The sequence below is a fragment of the Microbacter margulisiae genome, from assembly GCF_014192515.1.
In the GTDB taxonomy this organism is placed as follows: domain Bacteria; phylum Bacteroidota; class Bacteroidia; order Bacteroidales; family Paludibacteraceae; genus Microbacter; species Microbacter margulisiae.
In genome coordinates this window covers 1,045,996-1,063,039 of sequence record NZ_JACHYB010000002.1, presented here as the reverse complement: position 1 = coordinate 1,063,039, position 17,044 = coordinate 1,045,996, and the positions used below count along the sequence as shown (strand labels likewise).

The following is a 17,044-nucleotide window of genomic DNA, read 5'->3' as shown; positions in this document are numbered from 1 at the left end:
GTTAATGTTTTATTTATAGTGACAAGGTTTTCAATGTTTTACCGGTCAACTGCTGAATGTCCCTGAGTTTTACCCGTTCTTCCTGAGCGCAAAAGGTAAGTGCAGTCCCGGAGTGTCCTGCGCGTCCCGTACGTCCTATACGGTGTACATACGTTTCTGCTACGTCAGGCAAATCATAGTTGATCACTACCTCCAGATGGGCAATATCAATCCCCCTGGCAGCAATATCCGTTGCTACAATCACCCTTGTTGTGCCTGCTTTGAAGTTCGTTAACGTACGTTGCCTGGCACCCTGAGTCTTATTACCATGGATAGCCTCACAATCGACGCCTTTTTTTTGCAGTAAACGGGCAATTTTATCGGCTCCATGCTTGGTGCGTGAAAAAATCAGAACTGATTTTGCATGATCTTTTTCTAACAGAGAGATGAGAAGCTCACCTTTCTGATGTTTTTCGACAAAATATAAATGTTGCTCTATCGTATCAACTACCGACGCAACAGGCGCTATCTCCACTCTCACCGGGTGGTGCAGAATGGTGTTGGACAGATTGGTGATTGCAGAAGGCATGGTAGCCGAAAAAAACAAGGTTTGTTTATGTTTGGGTAACATCGGCAACAGACGCTTTATGTCATGAATAAAACCCATGTCGAGCATTCGGTCGGCTTCATCAAGGACAAAATGGTCAATGTGATCAAGATTGATATACTTCTGAGCGATAAGGTCAAGCAGTCGTCCCGGTGTAGCTACCAGGATATCAGTCCCCCGCATTAATCTATCCACCTGGGGGCGTTGGTTTACGCCTCCGAATATTACCGTATTTCGTAACCCTGTGTATTTTGCATAATCAGTGAAACACTCGTCTATTTGAATTGCCAACTCCCGCGTAGGAGTAAGGATCAATGCTTTTATTTCGCGTTTATATCCTTTATCCTGAGGTTGATCTAATTGCTGAATAATGGGAATGGCAAAAGCAGCAGTTTTACCTGTGCCTGTCTGTGCTATGCCCAATAAGTCATGACCCCGGAGAACTACCGGTATAGCCTGTTCCTGAATGGGAGTGGGTGATTTGTATTTTTTGTCTTCCAGTGCTTTTATTATTGGCTCTGAGATATGTAATTCTTTAAATGTCATAAAATTGTTTGGCTGCAATGAGCAACCGGTTTTAATAGAAATAAAATAAATGTCATTTACAACGCAAGGTTTCAAAACTGAATCTATTGCGTGATAAATAAGTGTCTAAGGGGATGGCTAGGGATGGATTGCTTTTATTCTTTGTTGTGCAGCAACAAACTCATCTTTCAGCTTGGCGATAACCTCTTGCACACTACTGATTTTTTCTGCAAGATATGCATTAGCCCCGGCAAAAGCATATCCTTTGTTCATTTTCCCTTTGGAGGCATTATAAAGCGCCTTGATAATACAATATGGACTTGTCTTGTAATTGCAGGTTTTCAGGCAGTGGTATGGGCAACTCTTTGGGTGTTCATTACCGTCATTTACGCTTCGTATAAATTCGCCTACGAAGGCTCGTCCGGGCATCCCAACAGGACTTTGAATGATCATTAAGTCATTTTTGGAAGAGTTGATATAGGCCTGCTTGAACGTTTCGGAAGCATCACACTCGTGCGTAGGAACAAATATACTTCCCATTTGCACTCCGGTTGCCCCAAGCTCCATGAAACGAACGATATCTTCGCCTGTACTAATACCGCCTGCAGCAATCACCGGAATCTTTTTTTTATCCCCATATTGAGCCGCAATAGCTACCACACCAGGTATTAATTGTTCCAGTGAGTAATTCAGATCTTCTATCTGCTCTTTCTTAAATCCCAGGTGTCCTCCTGCTTTTGGCCCTTCAACCACAATGGCATCAGGCAGATAATTATAATTAGCTTGCCATTTTTCGCATATCAGTTTTGCTGCCCGTGCAGAAGAGACGATCGGTACAAGTAGCGTTTTACTGTCATTGGTTAAATAGGAAGGTAAGTCCAATGGTAGTCCCGCACCGGCAAAAATTATATCTGCTTTTTCTGATATGGCCGTACGTGCCATATCAGAAAAGTTAGATAATGCAACCATTATATTAACTCCAATAATTCCCTGGGTCTTTTCCCGCGACTTACGTATCTCCTCTTTAAGTCCCCATATGGAATTTTTCAGATAGTCTCCGTGATACTGCCTGTACAACAATCCTAGTCCGGCACAAGAGATCACACCTACTCCTCCTTCATTGGCCACGGCTGAAGCCAACCCGGAAAGTGAAATTCCCACACCCATACCACCCTGAATAATGGGAAGCCTGATTTCTTTATTACCAATAAAAAATGATTTCATCATGTTGTCAAACGCATGTAACCACAGCATATGTCACGTCTTTGTGACAAATAAATACGAACAAGAAAGTGAATATGAGGTCGATTTTACGATGAGAAGTTCGCCAGGTAAGGGCGAAGCAAAGCATTGCTGATAAAGATATCAATATAAACTTATTGTTTAGGGGACAAAGGTACAAAAATAATTTGGATTATTTTTATTTCGTTTTTTTATCTTGCTACAAAACAATATCTTTGTACTTCTATGTATCTGGAAGATTAGCATGATCAACGCATAAAAACAGGAAAAGGTTACAGGTAATCTTTTTTAGAAACCATTTATTTTCTGATGAAAACCATTTTACTGATAGGCACCGGCGGATTTATTGGAAGTGTAGCCCGCTATTATGTGTCGAAAATCAATTTGTCTCTTCATTTTCTGTCTATTCCATTCGGTACTTTACTGGTGAATGTGTTGGGTTGTTTCATTATTGGGTTTCTTACAGGCATAGCCGAGCAGCGCACTATACTCACCGCTGAGTGGCGGTTGTTTTTGATGGTGGGATTTTGCGGAGGATTTACAACGTTTTCCACTTTTGCAAATGAGAACCTGATGTTGCTACATAACGGGTTGTCTTATTCGGTATTGTTATATACGGGCTTGAGCATTTTGTTAGGTTTCACTGCAGTCTATCTGGGCTTTAATGCCGGCGCTGCACTTTAATTCTATAATTATGGAAGCACAGGAATACAGCGTTTTGAAATTTTATCTCAGTACAACGGATCTGGTAGATCATAAGCTATTGTACGAAGAGATTGTCCGTTTGGCCAAAAAGCACGGTGTTTCAGGAGCTACAGCTTATCGCGGGGTAATGGGGTTTGGCAAGTCGAGCCGCATCCTGAGTTCCCGCTTTTGGGAACTGACCGAGAAACTTCCCGTAATGATTGAACTGATTGATAAGACAGATACCCTGGAATCGTTTTATGCGGTGATCGAACCGGTTTTACTGGCCACTCCCAAAGGATGCCTGGTCACCATGCACGCTGTTGATATCAAACTGCATAAAACGGGAGGTCAATAGCCTGGTCAGGTAAATATGCCGGAACCTTATTTTATTGGGTACCTAATGTCTAAAGACAACTGCGGTTGAAAGTTTAAGGTGTAAAGTTTATAGAGAAACAACAAACAGCAGTCGAAAGTCTAAGGTCTAAAGAGAACTACGGTTGAAAGTGTAAGGTATAAAAGTGTAAAGGCAACAACAGGTCTAAAGCCAATCTGTTATGGAAATTTTGAAGCGTAGAGACCTCAAAGGTTTTCAAAACCTTTGAGGTCTGTAACATATAAATTTAAAAGCCGGAGGCAAATTAAACAAGGATTGAGTGATTGAGGGTTCTAACTTCTTCTTCAATCATTTGGCGTTTAAAAGGCCCTTTAGGGATTTAGGGTAAATTTCCGATTCTCAGATTCCTACTATCTACTAGCTACCAACTACTGTCTACTTTGCAGTTTTTATCTTCTGATCTTCCTGTAACTTCTTTAACTTCAGATTTTCAGATTCCTACTATCTACTAGCTACTATCTACTACACTACTTTGAGGTTGTTATCTTCTCATCTTACTGCCGGTCATTGGAACTTGCAAAAGTTCAATTATAAACTTTTTGCAAAAAGATTGCGTATCTTTGTACCCGATAACAGTCAAAGACGGGTGTACAACGTTTTGTACTGTTTATCCAATTTGTCCTATTTGGGGTGCCTTAATATAACGGGCTGAGATTATACCCTTTGAACCTGTCCGGGTAATGCCGGGAAGGGAATGAGCACATATCTTCATCGTTTTTTTAAGCCCTCATTTCATTTTGTTAAACAATAAAATAACCGAATGTTATGAGAAAAATGTTATTTGCTGCAATGTTGCAGCTATGCGCGCTGACACTTGCAGCGCAAAATATTGTGAAAGGCAAGGTGGTTGACGACCAGGGAATGCCGCTGGCAGGAGCTACGGTAATGCTGAATAACAAGCAAGGCCAATACACTGACGCGGAAGGATATTTCCGTTTTTCAAACGTCTCTGGAAATAAGGCTGAAGTATCTATTTCATTTATCGGGTACGAACCGCTGAAACAAACGGTAACTGTGCCTTCCGGGGCCGTGTTTCATCTTAAAAAGGGAAACCATTGGCTGAACGAAGTGACAGTGTCCTCCATTCAGGCTACGGCTCAATCGCCGGTTGCCTATACGAATGTGAACCAGAAACAGTTGAACCGGAACAACCTTGGACAGGACGTTCCTTACCTGCTGTCATTTACTCCCTCATTTGTTGCTACATCAGATGCCGGCACAGGCGTGGGATACACCGATTTCCGTATCCGGGGCACAGATGCTTCGCGTATTAATGTCACCATCAACGGGATTCCCTATAATGACGCCGACGAACAGGGAACTTATTGGGTGGATATTCCCGATATCGCTTCATCGCTTGACAATATCCAGGTGCAACGTGGGGTAGGGACTTCAACAAACGGCGCCGGCGCTTTTGGAGCGAATATCAACCTGCAAACAGAAAGGCCTGCCCTCAAGCCGGCAGGTGAGGTTGACCTGAGTTACGGCTCTTTTAATACCTTCAAAGGAGATGTAAAGGTGAGCTCGGGACTGATCAACCATCATTGGGCTATCGACTCACGGTTTTCCTCCATTTCGTCCAACGGGTATATTGACAGGGCTACCGCGCGGTTATACTCTTATTTTTTACAGGCCGGATATTATGCTGCCAATACGACCTTCAAGCTGGTTACCTTCGGGGGAAGCGAGAAGACCTACCATGCCTGGGATGGTGTCCCTGCCGACTCGTTGGATACGCACCGCACCTACAACCCGTGCGGCTTCATGGGGTTTGATGCCAGCGGAAAACCGCTCTATTACAAAAACCAGACTGATAACTACCTGCAAACCACCTACCAGCTGATCGGCATCCACCGTTTCTCGGATAAACTGAGCCTGAATGCGGCATTGCATTATACCCCCGGAAGTGGCTATTATGAGGAGTATATGCAGAATCAGGTGCTGGCACAGTATGGACTGACCCCATTCTATGTCAATGGGACGGAAGTCACCAACAGCGATCTGGTACGTCAGCAATGGATGACAAACCAGTTTGCAGGCGGGGTCTTCACGCTCAATTACCAGACGGAGAAGCTGACGGCGCAACTCGGAGGGGCATTGAATGACTACTGGGGCGACCACTACGGGCAGGTGACCTGGGTGAAGAATTATGTCGGAAGCCTGCTGCCCGACTGGCAATATTACCGTAATAATGTCAACAAATGGGACGGGAATATCTACCTGAAACTTAATTATGACATTCTTCCTGTGTTGAATATTTATACCGATTTGCAGTACCGGCAGGTGCATTACTCGCTTTACGGGCAAAATGAAAACTGGGATGATGCCCTGAATGCCATGCAGCCCCTGAATGTCAATCAGATGTTCCATTTCTTTAATCCCAAAGTGGGGTTAATGTACCGCCCCTCGGCGCATAACCAGCTCTTTGCTTCGTTTGCCGTGGCGCATCGTGAACCGGCGCGTACCAACTACACCGATGCCACATCTGGCGAATGGCCTACCAACGAAACATTGTACGATACGGAAGTGGGGTACAAATATGACTTACCGTGGGCTTCGTTCGGCATCAACGGTTATTTTATGAACTATAAGAACCAGTTGGTACTGACCGGTAAAATCAATGATATCGGTGAAGCATTGACAACCAATATGCCTAAAAGTTACCGTACAGGTATTGAACTGACATGGGCTGTGAAGCCTGTCGCATGCCTGCGGTGGAATGCCGGGCTTACCCTGAGTAAAAACCGCATTGACAACTACATGGAGTATGTGGATGTTTACTCCGGTTCCGACTGGACATGGAGCCGCCAGGTAGCCAATTACCTGGGCAGCGTGCCCATTGCATTTTCCCCGTCGGTGATTGGCAACAGTGTGCTGGCCTTTGTGAAGCATGGCTTTGAAGCCGATCTGGAAACACATTGGGTAGGGAAACAATACATTGACAACACCGGGAGCAGTGCCCGCGCATTGAGCGCCTATTGCGTCAACAACATCCGGTTGAGCTACCAGATTCCGGTGAAAGGGTTGCAACAATTACAACTGTCACTTTTGCTCAACAATGTGTTGAATGAACAATACATCAGCAACGCATGGACTTATTCCTACTATTACCAGGCCTCTTCCGGCGATCCGATGACGCGGTATAACGATTTCGGCTATTTCCCGCAGGCAGGCTTTAATCTGTTGGCAGGCCTGAGCGTGAAGTTCTAGGCAACATCGTTGATCCTTTTCATTTTTTTTGCCGTCCGGTGAGTGCATGTGCTTTGCCGGACGGCATCTTTTTTATGGAAACAAACCCCATTCCATTATGCAGCGCTTCTGCCGGATACTGGGATGATCCTCATATGCTGCATGTTTAGATTCATACAAAAAGACCTGCATGGAATGATACCGATTTTTCCCTGTTTTGCATAGCTCTGACGCAACGAGCCTACTCCATAAACTATGTCAGCGCTAACGCTTCTGTATGGTGTTGCGTGATCTTTATTCTCCCAAGATGTCACCGCTACGCGGCTATTTTGGTGTAATGGGTATCGTTTTCTACGAAGATGTCAGGACTACGTCCCTGCTTTATGGCTGTATTTTTATTTTTACAAAACATCCTTTACCGGTTAAGGGGCGTATTCCTGCGATCTTCATAGCAACCCATTCCTCCATTGGCAGTAAGGGGCGTAGCCCTGTGATCTGTTTAATTATCATGTGTCCAGGAATTCATAAATTATAAATGGATGGAGGATGTCAGAGCTACGTTCCTGTATTTACTCTATGTTGCAGAAATGCAACAATAGTATGGATAACTCTTGCGGATTCTCTATCTCTGTTTTGTCCCCGATGCAAGAGACGTTAGTCCTGCCATCTGTAACCCAGATCAATCATCACCCATTTCCACCCAGTGCTATTTCAACATCATTCCACATCAAGGGTCTGTTTGTTATTTTTGAGCAGAGATGGAAGATCGATTAAAACCTATCCCTGACATACTTTATTGAATAGACCCGGTAATAACGTAAGGTTGAATGAAGCGTACAGACCTCAAAGGTTTTGAAAACCTTTGAGGTCTGTAACATATAAATTTAAAAGCCGGAGGCAAATTAAACAAGGATTGAAGGTTTGAGGGTATAACTTCCTGCTGTTTTATCAGTTATTCTGTCATTCAGTTATTTAATTCTCCAACCCTGCCCCCTCCGCTCGTCCCCTTTCACCAAAGGGGACAGCACTTAAGAATCATGTTTTGGCAACCATGGTAGCCTGTGCTTGTCTGGCAGATTAATTCTGCTGTTTTATCAGTCACCCAGTCATTCTGTCATTCTATCATTTGATTGGGGGATGGGTTAGATCTTTCCGTAACTTCTCATTTTTCTATAACCCGTTCAATTGACAGGGGCAATGAACAATGGATGATGGCTTCTTGCATGATCATCCAAAGGGTGCCATTGGGAGCAATTGTACTGTCCGGGTATAGTCCATCCGATCGAATGCGTCCCCCATGATGCCATAGCGACATCTGTTCAAAGCATACGCTAACACATGGCAGTCACCTCTTTTCCCCTGTGGGTTAATCTCTCCAATAAAGGATGCGACATAACCCAACAAGAAGCTATACTGCAGTCACTGTGGTTTATAGCAACCTAACGAACATACACATGCAAGTACCTTTAGTGTACACTGTAGCTTCTAAAGTATTAACTGTAGTTACTAAAGTATTAACTGTAGTTATTAAAGTATTCACTGTAGCTTCTAAAGTATTCACTGTAGCTTCTAAAGTATTAACTGTAACTACTAAAGTATTAACTGTAGCTTCTAAAGTATTAACTGTAGTTGCTAAAGTATTAACTGTAATTACTAAAGTATTCACTGTAGTTATTAGAGTAAACACTGTAAGGCTACCCGGTTCAGCCGTTAAATCGTTAGTTCCTATGCGGCAGGCAACAAAACCATGTGTTACGTGAGCGCTTCGTATTGTGCCGTGCTGCGATCCCCTTTTTATCCGGCCGGATGAAATAAAAGCAAAAACGCCTAACTTGTTTGTTGTTATAATGATTATTTTTGCTCACGCAATGAGCTCCAATAGCCTGCCGATGCATCATCCCATTAGGAAAGCAAGCATTCTTGCCCCTTGCATTCAAAGCATCAGGTCTGCTGTGAGCAACAGAGTCATACACTATTCATCTTTAAATAAAACAACTATGCCGGACGGATCACGCATTCCACGTACAATAGAAGGATTTGACATATACATCAGGATAACATCTGCTTATTTCGAAAAAGGGAGTCCTGCTACCCATGCGGTACGTCTGGGAATCACGGAAGGGGAGGTGGAGCAATGGAACGATTACTGTACGCAATGGTGCGCTCTGCATGCCTTGTATATAAATAAGCAAATAAGCCGCACCACAGTGGTCATAAACAAGATGCGGGCCATAATTCAGCAAGCGGTAACCTTCAATCAAACCTATTCCATTCTGGAGCGTATCGCCGCTTCGCCCAACATGACGATTGGCGACCTGGAAACATTCCGCATTAAAAGGGGGCCACTGCAGAAGAGCACCCATACCGTGCCGCAAACATCAGTCAAAGAATTGGTGGATGTAGTGTTGAAACCACTGGGTGGAGGAATGTTTGCCATGAAGTGCTATTCCGGTTTGCATAAAAGGCCTTGCATAAACCCTGCAGCCGACTCTGTGCAATACCTCTACATGACAGGCGACACTCCACCTGCTTCTGCCGGAGAGGCAACCCTCATTACCGGACTGAGCACCAAAGCCTGTTTCCGGCTGGCCCTGCCGGGAGGTAGCCGGGGAAAAACACTCTACATCTATTTCCGTTGGTACAACACCAAACGTCCCAACCTGTCAGGCCCCTGGAGTAAATTAAAAGATGAGCTGGTTCTATAAACGGGGAATCAATACCTGCCTGAAATTTGATGAAATTTTCGCTGACACTGTTTCATTTAAACTACCGTTATTTAATCAATAAGCCATTTGCTATTCACTAAATCAAAAAACCATTATCTTTGATGGCGATTATGAGTGCGAAACCACAGCCGCAAGCGTGCGGCACCTGCACTATATTGCTTTGGGAGGTGGCCTGCTTGCCATTATGGTGCGTAATGGCGGTACGGATTCCATCTACTACGTGCATCCCGACCATTTGGGCAGTTTCACGTTGGTAACCGACCAAGATGGCAATGGAAATGGAGAAAACGGGACTAATTTGCCTACAACAGAAAATAAAGTCACTGTCATAGGTCAAGCTCCAAAATCCTATAACCAGCATTCAAATACCTCTGATCAGGGTCATAGTTGGCTTTATCCTATTATTGGCGACTTAGATGGCAACAGGGAATTAGACAGCCGAATTAATCGGTATATTTCGTCACCTGAAGAGATCAGAAGAGAGGTAGATGCAGAAATGGAAATAGGCATGTTGTTTTTGCCAACCGATGTGGTAGGAATTGCAGCATCCATACTTGTCGAAATGGGATATAGTGCTACAGAACAACTCCTTTTGAAGAGTCCCCTTTATGCAATGGAGTATCCGAAAGCAGTATATAAAGGCATTCAAATCGGAAGTTTATTAACTGGTGCTGGCAGTGGCTTTTTGGGCGAACCATATTTGCCCACTTCTCCAGATCCTTTACCTTCTGTAAATCCTTGGTTTGATTTAGGATTATTATTAGAGCAAGATGTAAAGATGGTTTTAGATTTACCAGAACAACATGATCAAAAAAAATAAATTAAAAGAAGCGTCAATCGTTTATTGCCTCTGTTTTATTTTGAATTTCTTTTTATGGAAATGCAGTGGAAATCAAATATTTACAGGGTATAATAACTTTGGATCTCCCTTAACATGGCATGATACAATATCTAAAATTCCTATTATTGCTGTTATTTCATTAATACTTGTTTTGGCTTATTTTTATGTTGAGAAGCATATGGAAAAATAGTGGTTTGAACGTTATCAGAAATAACGATAGTATGATAATATTTTTATTATCAATACATATTTAAAGAATAAAAAAAATAAGATGATAAAGAAGCTCACCATATATAGTCGTTATAGCAGGATACGATCACTCGCCTGACCTCTTCGACTACCCTGACGACGGACTATTGCGGCGATGCGATCTATCAGAACAGCTCTTTGAAAGAAATACTCACACCGGAAGGCTATTGGCAGAACGGTGTCTATTACTACTACCTGAAAGACCACCAGGGCAACAACACCGAAGTGCTGAACCAGGCAAAGCAGGTAATGGAATACAGCGACTATTACCCGGACGGGATGCGCTTTGAATAAAGCACAAGCAACAGCACCGCCTTGCCCTACCGCTACAACGGGAAAGAACTGGAAGCCATGAACGGGCTGAACCAGTACGACTACGGAGCACGAAGGAGGGAGACCGGCATCCCGGTGTGGACAACGGTGGATCCGCTGGCGGAGAAACATTATGACACTTCACCATATGTTTTTGCCGGAAATAATCCGGTTAATAGGATTGACCCGAATGGATTGGATTGGTATCGGTGGCACAACGGAGATGGAAAATATGCTATCATTTGGAGAGAAGGGGACGCTAAAACGATAGTTTTAGATAATCAAACATATAATGACATAGGAACAACTTTGAGCACACAAATTGACGATTGGACGACAATTACCTATATACAGAATGCTGCAACATCTGTAACATTTACAGGAATTGATAAAAGTGATTATGTGTCTCAAACAGGAAGAAGCGGTTGTAAAGTTGCTTCTGATCAGATGCTTGCAAAAAAAGGAGTTAATTCAAATGGGGAAAGATTTAATGTGGTAAATGCAGATGCAAATGGTGTAGCAACAACTCCAACTAAAAGTGCAAATAAAGGAATTAGTACTATTGATAACGCATTAGAAAATGGGAAACCCATTGAAGTCGGCGTTGATTATTCTCCAGTGCAATTACATAACAAAAAACCAGAAGGTGATGGAATGACAGATCATTTTATTGTAATATCCAGTAAAACTGAAACTTTAAATAATGGACATGTAACTTCAACAACTTATAATTTCTTTGATCCAAGGCAGCAAGCATATGGAACTAATCCATTAAATATATTAACAAGACAATATGATATGTTGAAAGGAGCGTTTCATGGTACTAGAATAATACCTTATACAGTAACCACCGTAAGAACAAGCAGCCGATGAAAACAACAATATTATTTATTATATTATGTGCATCTGCATTTATTTGTAAAGCGCAAAATAAAGACTTTAGGCAGTTTATAAATAATTTTGGCACTATTGAACTTCCTGTTTTAGGTTCCGAATATAATAAATGGAATATGATTTTAAATCAAAGTTTTGATAAGGTTCAAGGTAGGATGCCTAAATCTATTCCGGAAAAATATGTGAAGGAATTTATTTGCATTGGGGGATTCTGTAATCCCAATAGCGGATATTACAGATATGATTATTGTGTGGAAATTCCTGTAAATAATAATTTTTATACTGTACTTGTGAGTAAATTTAAGTATGAAGGAGATTCTGAATGGGATTCTGATTTAGGTGAGGTCTTACTGATAACTTATACAAAAACAGGAGAAATACTGTCTCGTAAATCATTGTCAAAAGATAACGGAGCTCGATGGCAAAGTAGTATCTCTTTGACAAAAGATAAAATTGTAGTGCAACAAATAATGAATACTGCATCAAAAGTTTTTTTAGAGAAAATAATGCCCTGTGAAATCTGGACAACTGAATATCAAATATCGAACAAAGGTATAATAGAAGTAAAGAGTGCCAGTCCACACGCAAGTGGAAAAGTAAAATGGGATGATAAACTTCTGAGATACGAATTAGTTAATTGAAAGTTTTTTGCTGTAAGAAGCCTGTAATAAAGCTTGTGATGCCATGCTTGCAAAGGCAGGTGTGTCAAGTAAAGGAATGGAAGTAATTGTAAATAATGCAGGCAATGGGCGAGCAGGTACGGCAAACAATAAAGCTTCAGATGCTATAGATAATATGAGTACAGCATTAGATTTTGGAATTCCTACCAAAGTGAATGTGGATTATAAAAACGGTGGAAAAAACAGTGCAGATGGTATGGGTGATCATTTTATTGTTGTGCAGGGAAAAACAGAAATGGTAAATAATGGACAGGTAACCTCCACTACGTTTCATTACTTTGATCCCGGAACCCATTATATTAACATAGGTACATCACCCAGTAATACATTAAATATCATGAATAGAACCTTAACTGGTTATAGCAATATATTAAATGCAAAAATAACAGTAACAAGCATAAGACCTTAAAAATGAAGAATATATTTGTATTTATATTGTTAACGGCAACAATATCTTGTAATTGTCAAAATAAGACTGAGCTATTCAAGCAATTTGTAAATAAATTCAAAGAATGTCCTTTCCCAATTACAAATGAGACTTTTCGAAAAATGGATTTATATGCAAACAATCCTTCCAATATTACAAAGCAAGAGTTTGATCTTTTTATTAAGGATAAAAATGATAGATATTGGATATATATGCCATATTCAAAGCAACATCCTGACTATTTTAACTATACAACTGCAATAAAGATACCATTAAACATAAATAATAATCTAATTGCTTTGATTTATTTTCGTTCATTTTTGACTGCACCTAGTCAAGGAAAATCTGATGCTGTATTGGCTGTTTTTAGCCAACAAGGAACGGAAATTTCAAAAACACCAATTTTAGGAGAATATGAAGACACATTAGATTTTCAATTCAGGATATATTCTCCTGAAAATATTGAGATAAATTACACAAAGTATTCTGATAAAGGAGAGACGAAATACACAAAGTATTATTACATTCAGAAGGATGGCAAGATCGTGTTAAGGCAATAAATAGTTTAACTATAAATAGTAGTGTGTCAAAAGTGGTAATAATAGTAATATTCTGATATGCAATCTATTATAACCAACGCCTATAATGTCCGCAGTTGGCCTACCGGCATCAATGCAGTCACATGGCAGGAACAACTCTATTATGACAACGACCCTGCCACCCCCTGCTACAACGGTGATATCGCCCGCAGCACCTGGACGTATAACGGCACCACCAAAGGCTATGTCTACACCTATGACGGGCTCAACCGCATGACACAGGCCAACTATGGCGAAGGCAGCGCCCTCACCGCCAACCAGCACCTGCAGGACGAAGACTTCACCTATGACAAGATGGGCAATGTGATTGGCATCTACCGGGAAAACCAGGGCACGGTGATCGATAACGTCACCCTGCACTACACCGGCAACCAACTGAAAAACGGGACAGACGCCGCAGGAGCTTCTCTGGTATATGGCATTACCGACTATACTGACGATGACAATGAGTCGCAGGAATACTATTACGATGCCAATGGAAATTTAACAGAAAACCTGGATAAAAACATAGTCGCCATTAGCTATAATGTATTAAATTTGCCGGATACAATCCAGTTCAGGAACAGACGGCAGAACCGGCATTTTTACATATCAAACCATCATGGCATGCATTTCTGGAAAGCCAGCCGCGGGGCACCGTTTGTAAGATAGATGATGCCACACTCCACAAAGCCGTTCTTTGTAAATACCGACTGCATGATGCGGTTATCGCGATGGGTATCAACACGGAGATTGGAGCATTGCCCGAAACACCACTCCAGACAATATGTTCCCATACCTTTTACTTTGCCGCTTGACGCAAGGCGGTGAACCACACCGTAAGGACGGTCATTAAGCCACTGCCCGTTCTCAATATAGGCATAAGTGGGATCGTCACCCTGCCTGAAATAGAAAGTGGCAACGATCTCGCCCGCATCGTCCACACATACATAACTGTTACCTGAAGCAATATCGCTTTCTACCACTTCGCGCGAAGGATAACCGCCTGTCCATTGAGTTATATTCCCGGAGTTGCGCATAACGGATCGGGCATGATCAAACATTTTCAGTTGTGTATCAATATCGGCGACAGACGCTTTTCTGACTATCATAGTGTGCTTGTAATTACCAATGAATAATGAACCTTCAGTGTGAAAGAAGGATATAATAGGTTGACTTCTTCCCAAATCCTCATGTGTAGCTTCAGGCGCAGCCAATGCCAAAACAAAAGTAGCAATAAAAACAAACGTGACAAACCAGCATAATCATAGCAGCCCACAACTTTATTATCGTTGGAGTGGAAGTTGTTTTACTGATCGGCTTTTTTACGAGACATTCCGGATGCTTCCGCAGTTGTCAGTACTCTATCTGCAATGAATTGACAGTTAGTGTGTTTTTGGTTAATTTTCAAAAGAGCGATTTTTTGTTTTACTTTGTGTGAAGATTCTCCCGCATGGTATGTAGTTTGCTAAAAATTAGACGTATGTTTGCGGAAGGAAAGAGAAAATAATCACAGACAAATTATGCTTCTGTCAAATATGGACTTCTACGGGAAATGATCAAAAATAATCAAATAAGAACAGAATAACATGAAGAGATCGCTTAAAATATGGTTAGTTGTCAGCATTTTCATTGTGTTAATCGCTTTGTACGGCGTGTTTAACACCCGTCTGTCGTTAACGTATGAAGCTACAAATCCAGCGGATAAGGTTGCCAGTGTGTTGCAGGTCAAGGCAGCGCAGTCTAAAACTCTCCTTTTCTGGTTGTGGTTAATCATTGGATATGTGGTTGCAAATATTTTGCTTATCATAGCTGTTTTGTTGAAGCTAAAAAGACCAGATACCATCCATAAAACAGATAATCAATAACGTTTTATCGAGGCGAATTGTGGAAATGATATATACAAATGAGCAGGACTCTTTCAATAAACAAAATAAAAACAGGTCGTAGGGCTGTCTCTTAACCACAATGTCTTGTAAAGGCAGAAATGTAGATATAATACAGGAGCAAGCTTTGATATCTGGTTGTTTTGCCTGGTATTTGCTCTAACCTGCATCCGTAAAGAGAAAATTGAAGCTATTGCTCTTCGCTACAGGAATAAAAAACTGTTTTTATATTTTTGTTGAAAAAAGAATTATATTTGACGGAGCAAAATGATGTAGATTCTTAAAAACAGAAACACCGGCCCAGAGTGCTGCGGAAGAGGATTTCTTTCGTGCTGATAGCTTTAGTGGAGATAAAATGGTTAACCTTAATGGAGATATTTGAAGCGAATATTTAGAGGATCACTACTCCTTACGACTAAATAAATTATAAACAATGAATAAGCGGGTTTCTTTCGTTGCTGTGATCGTCTGGATGGTCGCAGGGTGTGCGAATGCTCAATTGTTGTGGAAAATTTCGGGGAACGGACTGGTAAAGCCCAGTTATCTGTTCGGAACGCATCATTTGATTGATAAAGATCGCATTAAGGGATTTGATCAGATACTGGCGCTTAGTGGAAAGGCAGATGCTGTTGTGGGGGAGATGGATCTGAATAATCCCGATATCAAGGCCACAATGGAGGAAGCTGAAATGATGCAGGATACTACCTTGAAAGAGCTGCTGACTCCGCAGGACTATGCCATGGTGGATTATGAATTTAAAAACCTGATGCAGGTGGGGCTGAGTCAATTGGGCAATGTGAAACCGATGTTGCTGGATATGATGTTTTCGGTTATGATGTACACAAAGATGATGGGATTCAGCAAACAACCCGAAGGGGTGGATGTCATTTTTCAGAAAAATGCAGAAGCTAACCATAAAAAAGTGATCGGGCTGGAAACTCCGGAACAGGAGGCCAACATATTGTTTAATACGATCCCTCTGGAACGTCAGGCCGACATATTGATGAATGACATAAAACACAGCCAACAAGGACTTGAACAGGTGAATGAGTTGACGACGGCCTATCTGGCAGGCAATATGGTCAGGGTTGAGACGCTTAACGACGAAGATGACAGCCTGACACCTGCCGAAAAGCAATTGATGTTTGATGACCGCAATGCTGCCTGGATGAAAGAATTGCCGGGCCTGATAAAAAAGCAATCCTGCTTTATCGACGTAGGATTTATCCATTTGATCGGGAAGTCAGGTTTAATCCACCAGTTGAGAAAACTTGGATATACCGTGGAACCTCTCCTTTTGCAAGAAAAATATATTCATAAGGTCGCTCCGGGCTATAACAATTAAGAAAATTATCAGTGTATCAAATTGGGAATAAGCGGTTTTTGCTTGCTTAGTCACCTTTCAATGCCAGATATAAACGCAAGATTTATGTCATGACAAAACTGTTGTATCCCTGTTTTATCAAAGAAATGATTAAATGGTGTTTATGCTTTGCTGAGTCCGTCAGTTGAATGTTGAACATTGACAATAGACCGGCGAACGCAAGCGGAAGCACAAAAAACAGCAGAGAGATATCTGCAAATGCAAACAAAACCAATATATGCAAGAGCGAAAAGGTTGTAGGTCTTGTCAAAAGGTAGTTGAGTGCTGAAAAATCGGATATGGAAACTATAATAGCGGAAAAAGAGCAGAGGAAGCACTGACATTCCCTGAAAAAGAGAGGAATAACAGTCGGGCTTTTCAACAATAGATAGAATGACAGGGTAATAAATGGCAGGAAATTGAAAAGAACAGAGGGGAATAATTCAGCTCCTCATTGTCAATTGA

At 41.7% G+C, this 17,044-nt stretch carries 19 protein-coding genes and 1 riboswitch; of the genes, 15 read left to right on the top strand and 4 right to left on the bottom strand.

Annotated features, from left to right (window positions below):
• Positions 1-13 precede the first annotated feature (13 nt).
• On the bottom strand, positions 14-1,132 hold the full coding sequence (locus tag FHX64_RS13385) for a DEAD/DEAH box helicase (protein WP_183414347.1): 1,119 nt from the start codon (positions 1,130-1,132) through the stop codon (positions 14-16).
• Positions 1,133-1,249: 117 nt separating this feature from the next.
• Complete coding sequence (locus FHX64_RS13380; RefSeq protein WP_183414540.1) at positions 1,250-2,335, bottom strand: NAD(P)H-dependent flavin oxidoreductase; 1,086 nt, start codon at positions 2,333-2,335, stop codon at positions 1,250-1,252.
• Positions 2,336-2,662: 327 nt separating this feature from the next.
• Here FHX64_RS13380 and crcB point away from each other — a divergent pair, with 327 nt between their 5' ends.
• The 4 genes from crcB to FHX64_RS13360 all read left to right on the top strand — a co-directional run bounded on the left by crcB (position 2,663) and on the right by FHX64_RS13360 (position 7,158).
• Positions 2,663-3,037, top strand: coding sequence for a fluoride efflux transporter CrcB (gene crcB, locus FHX64_RS13375; protein WP_183414346.1), 375 nt, complete (start codon positions 2,663-2,665; stop codon positions 3,035-3,037).
• A gap of 10 nt (positions 3,038-3,047) precedes the next feature.
• Positions 3,048-3,395: a DUF190 domain-containing protein gene (locus FHX64_RS13370; RefSeq protein WP_183414345.1), complete on the top strand. Its 348-nt coding sequence runs from the start codon at positions 3,048-3,050 to the stop codon at positions 3,393-3,395.
• 655 nt (positions 3,396-4,050) lie between these two features.
• Positions 4,051-4,145, top strand: a riboswitch (TPP riboswitch).
• A 54-nt stretch (positions 4,146-4,199) separates the two neighbouring features.
• The gene (locus FHX64_RS13365) at positions 4,200-6,644 is read left to right on the top strand and encodes a TonB-dependent receptor (RefSeq protein WP_183414344.1); all 2,445 of its coding nucleotides are present in this window, start codon (positions 4,200-4,202) and stop codon (positions 6,642-6,644) included.
• A gap of 286 nt (positions 6,645-6,930) precedes the next feature.
• The gene (locus tag FHX64_RS13360) at positions 6,931-7,158 is read left to right on the top strand and encodes a hypothetical protein (RefSeq protein ID WP_221202214.1); all 228 of its coding nucleotides are present in this window, start codon (positions 6,931-6,933) and stop codon (positions 7,156-7,158) included.
• Positions 7,159-7,785: 627 nt separating this feature from the next.
• On the opposite strand, the gene FHX64_RS13355 is transcribed toward FHX64_RS13360, so the two are convergent.
• Complete coding sequence (locus FHX64_RS13355; protein ID WP_183414342.1) at positions 7,786-7,938, bottom strand: hypothetical protein; 153 nt, start codon at positions 7,936-7,938, stop codon at positions 7,786-7,788.
• A 139-nt stretch (positions 7,939-8,077) separates the two neighbouring features.
• On the opposite strand from FHX64_RS13355, the gene FHX64_RS13350 reads away from it, so the two are divergent.
• The 9 genes from FHX64_RS13350 (at position 8,078) to FHX64_RS13310 (ending at position 14,002) form a co-directional block, all read left to right on the top strand.
• A complete protein-coding gene (locus FHX64_RS13350; protein ID WP_183414341.1) occupies positions 8,078-8,383 on the top strand; it encodes a hypothetical protein in 306 nt (101 codons plus the stop codon).
• A gap of 237 nt (positions 8,384-8,620) precedes the next feature.
• A complete protein-coding gene (locus FHX64_RS13345) occupies positions 8,621-9,328 on the top strand; it encodes a zinc ribbon domain-containing protein (RefSeq protein WP_183414340.1) in 708 nt (235 codons plus the stop codon).
• Positions 9,329-9,485: 157 nt separating this feature from the next.
• On the top strand, positions 9,486-10,169 hold the full coding sequence (locus FHX64_RS13340) for a hypothetical protein (RefSeq protein ID WP_183414339.1): 684 nt from the start codon (positions 9,486-9,488) through the stop codon (positions 10,167-10,169).
• Between the two features lie 408 nt (positions 10,170-10,577).
• On the top strand, positions 10,578-10,733 hold the full coding sequence (locus FHX64_RS13335) for a hypothetical protein (RefSeq protein WP_183414338.1): 156 nt from the start codon (positions 10,578-10,580) through the stop codon (positions 10,731-10,733).
• 21 nt (positions 10,734-10,754) lie between these two features.
• The gene (locus FHX64_RS13330; protein ID WP_183414337.1) at positions 10,755-11,624 is read left to right on the top strand and encodes an RHS repeat-associated core domain-containing protein; all 870 of its coding nucleotides are present in this window, start codon (positions 10,755-10,757) and stop codon (positions 11,622-11,624) included.
• Complete coding sequence (locus tag FHX64_RS13325) at positions 11,621-12,286, top strand: hypothetical protein (protein ID WP_183414336.1); 666 nt, start codon at positions 11,621-11,623, stop codon at positions 12,284-12,286. Before FHX64_RS13330 ends, FHX64_RS13325 begins: the two co-directional genes overlap by 4 nt.
• A 43-nt stretch (positions 12,287-12,329) precedes the next feature.
• A complete protein-coding gene (locus tag FHX64_RS13320; RefSeq protein ID WP_183414335.1) occupies positions 12,330-12,734 on the top strand; it encodes a hypothetical protein in 405 nt (134 codons plus the stop codon).
• 2 nt (positions 12,735-12,736) lie between these two features.
• Positions 12,737-13,312 (top strand): hypothetical protein, encoded by a 576-nt coding sequence (locus FHX64_RS13315; protein ID WP_183414334.1) that lies wholly within the window; start codon positions 12,737-12,739, stop codon positions 13,310-13,312.
• Positions 13,313-13,369: 57 nt separating this feature from the next.
• Positions 13,370-14,002 carry a hypothetical protein gene (locus FHX64_RS13310; protein ID WP_183414333.1) on the top strand — a complete coding sequence of 211 codons (633 nt, stop codon included), beginning with the start codon at positions 13,370-13,372 and terminating at the stop codon, positions 14,000-14,002.
• Here the strand turns inward: FHX64_RS13310 and FHX64_RS13305 are convergent.
• Positions 13,951-14,442, bottom strand: a complete 492-nt coding sequence (locus tag FHX64_RS13305; protein WP_183414332.1) for a GNAT family N-acetyltransferase — start codon at positions 14,440-14,442, stop codon at positions 13,951-13,953. The two genes, FHX64_RS13310 and FHX64_RS13305, sit on opposite strands and share 52 nt — an antisense overlap.
• A gap of 477 nt (positions 14,443-14,919) precedes the next feature.
• Between FHX64_RS13305 and FHX64_RS13300 the strand changes: the two genes are divergently transcribed.
• Complete coding sequence (locus FHX64_RS13300; RefSeq protein WP_183414331.1) at positions 14,920-15,198, top strand: hypothetical protein; 279 nt, start codon at positions 14,920-14,922, stop codon at positions 15,196-15,198.
• Between the two features lie 451 nt (positions 15,199-15,649).
• A complete protein-coding gene (locus tag FHX64_RS13295; RefSeq protein ID WP_183414330.1) occupies positions 15,650-16,561 on the top strand; it encodes a TraB/GumN family protein in 912 nt (303 codons plus the stop codon).
• The last annotated feature ends 483 nt before the right edge of the window (positions 16,562-17,044 follow it).